This window comes from Capnocytophaga sp. G2, from assembly GCF_035282625.1.
GTDB lineage: Bacteria > Bacteroidota > Bacteroidia > Flavobacteriales > Flavobacteriaceae > Capnocytophaga.
In genome coordinates this window covers 1-5,183 of record NZ_JAYKBU010000031.1, presented here as the reverse complement: position 1 = coordinate 5,183, position 5,183 = coordinate 1, and the positions used below count along the sequence as shown (strand labels likewise).

Sequence of the window (5,183 nt, the reverse complement as noted above, 5' to 3'; positions counted from 1 at the left end):
AATATTTTTCAAAAAAAGTTTTGTCAGTTTGAAAAAAGGTTGTACCTTTGCCCCCGCTTTCAAAAAGGGAGCGTTAAGTTCAAGAAGCGGACTAAAAAAAATGAAAAAAGATTTGATAGTTTGTGAAAAAGGTTGTACTTTTGCGTCCGCGAATAAAGCGAGAAAGTTCATTAAGAAATATTGATAATACAGCACAGAAAGATTTAGACTAGGCGATTTTCGGAGAGAGTCAAAAGAGATTAAAGAAATAACGATGAAGAGTTTGATCCTGGCTCAGGATGAACGCTAGCGGCAGGCCTAACACATGCAAGTCGAGGGAGAAGCCCTTCGGGGCAGAAACCGGCGCACGGGTGCGTAACGCGTATGCAACCTACCTTTCACAGGGGGATAGCCCGGAGAAATTTGGATTAATATCCCATAATATTGTTGGATGGCATCATTTGGCAATTAAAGTTACGATGGTGGAAGATGGGCATGCGTCCTATTAGCTAGTTGGCGAGGTAACGGCTCGCCAAGGCGACGATAGGTAGGGGTCCTGAGAGGGAGATCCCCCACACTGGTACTGAGACAGGGACCAGACTCCTACGGGAGGCAGCAGTGAGGAATATTGGTCAATGGTCGGAAGACTGAACCAGCCATGCCGCGTGCAGGAAGGCGGCCTTATGGGTTGTAAACTGCTTTTATATGGGAAGAATAAGGGGTACGTGTACTTTGATGACGGTACCATATGAATAAGCATCGGCTAACTCCGTGCCAGCAGCCGCGGTAATACGGAGGATGCGAGCGTTATTCGGAATCATTGGGTTTAAAGGGTCTGTAGGCGGGCTATTAAGTCAGGGGTGAAATATTTCAGCTTAACTGGGAAATTGCCTTTGATACTGGTAGTCTTGAATATTTGTGAAGTTTTTGGAATGTGTAGTGTAGCGGTGAAATGCATAGATATTACACAGAACACCGATTGCGGAGGCAGGGGACTAACAAATAATTGACGCTGAGAGACGAGAGCGTGGGGAGCGAACAGGATTAGATACCCTGGTAGTCCACGCTGTAAACGATGGATACTAGCTGTTTGGTAGGAATATTGAGTGGCTAAGCGAAAGTGATAAGTATCCCACCTGGGGAGTACGCACGCAAGTGTGAAACTCAAAGGAATTGACGGGGGCCCGCACAAGCGGTGGAGCATGTGGTTTAATTCGATGATACGCGAGGAACCTTACCAAGGTTTAAATGGTGACTGACGTACCTAGAGATGGGTATTTCTTCGGACAGTTATCAAGGTGCTGCATGGTTGTCGTCAGCTCGTGCCGTGAGGTGTCAGGTTAAGTCCTATAACGAGCGCAACCCCTATTGATAGTTACCAGCACGTAAAGGTGGGGACTCTATTGAGACTGCCGGTGTAAACCGTGAGGAAGGTGGGGATGACGTCAAATCATCACGGCCCTTACATCTTGGGCTACACACGTGCTACAATGGTCGTTACAGAGAGCAGCTACTGCGTGAGCAGGTGCGAATCTTAAAAGACGGTCACAGTTCGGATCGGAGTCTGCAACTCGACTCCGTGAAGCTGGAATCGCTAGTAATCGCATATCAGCCATGATGCGGTGAATACGTTCCCGGGCCTTGTACACACCGCCCGTCAAGCCATGGAAGCTGGGAGTACCTGAAGTTGGTTACCGCAAGGAGCTACCTAGGGTAAAACCAGTGACTGGGGCTAAGTCGTAACAAGGTAGCCGTACCGGAAGGTGTGGCTGGAACACCTCCTTTCTAGAGAAAAGACTGTTGAAGAGGGTGCTTAGTTTAAATCTGTGTTGTGTTATTAAAGAATAAAAAGGAAAGCAGTCTCATAGCTCAGCTGGTTAGAGCGCTACACTGATAATGTAGAGGTCGGCAGTTCGAGTCTGCCTGGGACTACAAAAGCGACAGAGCTGTAAAAGAAGGAAATTCTAGAAGCCGAGTAAAGTGAAAAGCGAAGGATGAAGAGTGAAGAGAGAGTAAATTTAGATAGATTAAATATTCATTTTTCACTAGACACTATTCACTACAAAAGGGGAATTAGCTCAGCTGGCTAGAGCACCTGCCTTGCACGCAGGGGGTCAAGGGTTCGAATCCCTTATTCTCCACGATTCTCAAGGAGCTATAGTTCTATAATTTTAATAGAACTATAATTCTTAAAGAGAGACAAGTTCATTGACATATTGGATAAGATATCAAAGAGAAAAACAAGTAGATACAAGAAAGAATAGGTAAGTTTTAATGATTAAAGCGGTAATGAATAATGATTAACCATTGAGCATTAACCATTAATCATTGAGACTACTACATACGAGTACAATAAGTTATGTAAGGGCGTATGGGGGATGCCTAGGCTCTCAGAGGCGAAGAAGGACGTGATAAGCTGCGAGAAGTTGCGGGGATTGGCACATACGATATGATCCGCAAATATCCGAATGGGGCAACCCAGTACACGGGAGGTGTACTACATCGTAAGATGGGCGAACCCGCTGAACTGAAACATCTAAGTAGGCGGAGGAGAAGAAAACAAGAGTGATTTCCAGAGTAGTGGCGAGCGAAATGGGAGGAGCCCAAACCTGTATTGTTTTGGCAATGCAGGGGTTGTAGGACTGCGAGATTTGCTGTTTATCGAATTAGAACACCTTGGAAAAGCGTGACCAGAGAGGGTGAAAGTCCCGTATAGGTAAGATAAATAAGTGATAGCAGGATCCTGAGTAGGTTGGGGCACGAGGAACCTTGACTGAATCAGCCGGGACCATCCGGTAAGGCTAAATACTCCTGAGAGACCGATAGTGGACGAGTACCGTGAGGGAAAGGTGAAAAGCACCGTGAATAACGGAGTGAAAGAGACCCTGAAACCATACGCTTACAAGCGGTCGGAGCGGCTGAGGCCGTGACGGCGTGCCTTTTGCATAATGAGCCTACGAGTTACTGTTACTGGCAAGGATAAGCACTTAAGGTGCGCATTCGTAGCGAAAGCGAGTCTGAATAGGGCGTTGAAGTCAGTAGGAGTAGACGCGAAACCTGGTGATCTACCCTTGGGCAGGTTGAAGCACTGGTAACACAGTGTGGAGGACCGGACTGGTTGTCGTTGAAAAGACTTCGGATGACCTGAGGGTAGGGGTGAAAGGCCAATCAAACTGGGAAATAGCTCGTACTCCCCGAAATGCATTTAGGTGCAGCGTTGTGCTAAAGTTTAATAGAGGTAGAGCTACTGATTGGATGCGGGGGTTTCACCGCCTACCAATTCCTGACAAACTCCGAATGCTATTAAATGTTACACAGCAGTGAGGGCTTGGGTGCTAAGGTCCAAGTCCGAGAGGGAAAGAACCCGGACCATCAGCTAAGGTCCCCAAATATGTGCTAAGTTGGAAAAACGCGGTTGAACTGCATAGACAGCTAGGATGTTGGCTTGGAAGCAGCCATACATTTAAAGAGTGCGTAACAGCTCACTAGTCGAGCGGCTCGGCATGGAGAATAAACGGGCATAAGCATATTACCGAAGCTATGGGGATATACGATAGGTATAATCCGGTAGGGGAGCATTCTATGGGCATTGAAGCTAAAGACGTGAGTTATAGTGGAGCCTGATAGAAAAGAAAATGTAGGCATAAGTAACGATAAGGCAGGCGAGAAACCTGCCCGCCGGAAGATCAAGGTTTCCTCAGCTATGCTAATCAGCTGAGGGTTAGTCGGGGACTAACGCGTACCCTTTCAGGGGAAGTGGATGTACAACTGGTTAATATTCCAGTACTAGTATTTCAATAGAAGTGACGGAATGAGATATATGCTGCGCACAGACGGAGTTGCGTTAAAGGTGTTGTTATGGCACTGATAGTACACTTAGGCTACGGCCGAGGTGATAGCATAGACAACGTTTCCAAGAAAAGCGAGAGATACTACCCGTACCGTAAACCGACACAGGTGATCGGGAAGAGAATTCTAAGGCGCTCGAGAGATTCATGGCTAAGGAACTAGGCAAAATAGACCTGTAACTTTGGGAGAAAGGTCGCCTATCGCGAGATAGGTCGCAGTGAAGAGGTCCAAGCGACTGTTTATCAAAAACACAGGACTCTGCAAAATCGAAAGATGAGGTATAGGGTCTGACACCTGCCCGGTGCTGGAAGGTTAAGAGGAGGGCTTAGCGTTGAGCGAAGGTCTGAATTGAAGCCCCAGTAAACGGCGGCCGTAACTATAACGGTCCTAAGGTAGCGAAATTCCTTGTCGGGTAAGTTCCGACCTGCACGAATGGTGTAACGATTTGGACACTGTCTCGGCCATGAGCTCGGTGAAATTGTAGTATCGGTGAAGATGCCGATTACCCGCAGTGGGACGAAAAGACCCTGTGCACCTTTACTACATCTTCGTATTGACCTTGGATAAGTGATGCGTAGGATAGGTGGGAGACATTGAATCGGCTATTCTGGTAGTTGTGGAGTCGTTGTTGAAATACCACCCTTTGCTTATCTGAGGCCTAACCCTCTTGAAGGGAGGGGACAATTCGTGGAGGGTAGTTTGACTGGGGTGGTCGCCTCCAAAAGCGTAACGGAGGCTTCTAAAGGTTCCCTCAGCACGCTTGGTAACCGTGCGAAGAGTGCAATGGCAGAAGGGAGCTTGACTGAGAGACCTACAAGTCGATCAGGTACGAAAGTAGAGCATAGTGATCCGGTGGTTCCGTATGGAAGGGCCATCGCTCAAAGGATAAAAGGTACGCCGGGGATAACAGGCTGATCTCCCCCAAGAGCTCACATCGACGGGGGGGTTTGGCACCTCGATGTCGGCTCGTCACATCCTGGGGCTGGAGAAGGTTCCAAGGGTTGGGCTGTTCGCCCATTAAAGTGGCACGCGAGCTGGGTTCAGAACGTCGTGAGACAGTTCGGTCTCTATCTACTGTGGGCGTTAGAAATTTGCGTGGAGCTGACTCTAGTACGAGAGGACCGAGTTGGACTAACCGCTGGTGTATGAGTTATTCTGCCTAAGGGTATAGCTCAGTAGCTAAGTTAGGAGTGGATAAGTGCTGAAAGCATATAAGTACGAAACCCACCACAAGATGAGATTTCTTTAGAGGGTCGTGGGAGATGACCACGTTGATAGGTTACAGGTGTAAAGGTGGTAACATCAAAGCCGAGTGATACTAATAACCCGAAGACTTATTGTACGAAATTCTTTTT

1 protein-coding gene, 2 tRNA genes and 2 rRNA genes are annotated in these 5,183 nt (G+C 47.5%); all 5 read left to right on the top strand.

What is annotated here, in order from left to right; translation table 11 throughout:
- A partial coding sequence (locus tag VJJ03_RS11385) for a hypothetical protein (RefSeq protein ID WP_323975683.1) occupies positions 1-184 on the top strand: 184 nt, incomplete at its 5' end.
- 66 nt (positions 185-250) lie between these two features.
- Positions 251-1,764, top strand: a 16S ribosomal RNA gene (locus VJJ03_RS11380).
- Between the two features lie 73 nt (positions 1,765-1,837).
- Positions 1,838-1,911: transfer RNA gene (locus tag VJJ03_RS11375), tRNA-Ile, on the top strand.
- A gap of 135 nt (positions 1,912-2,046) precedes the next feature.
- Positions 2,047-2,120 (top strand) — tRNA-Ala (locus tag VJJ03_RS11370).
- Between the two features lie 209 nt (positions 2,121-2,329).
- Positions 2,330-5,170: ribosomal RNA gene (locus tag VJJ03_RS11365) — 23S ribosomal RNA — on the top strand.
- The 16S and 23S rRNA genes sit together here with 2 tRNA genes alongside, the layout of an rRNA operon.
- Positions 5,171-5,183 lie beyond the last annotated feature (13 nt).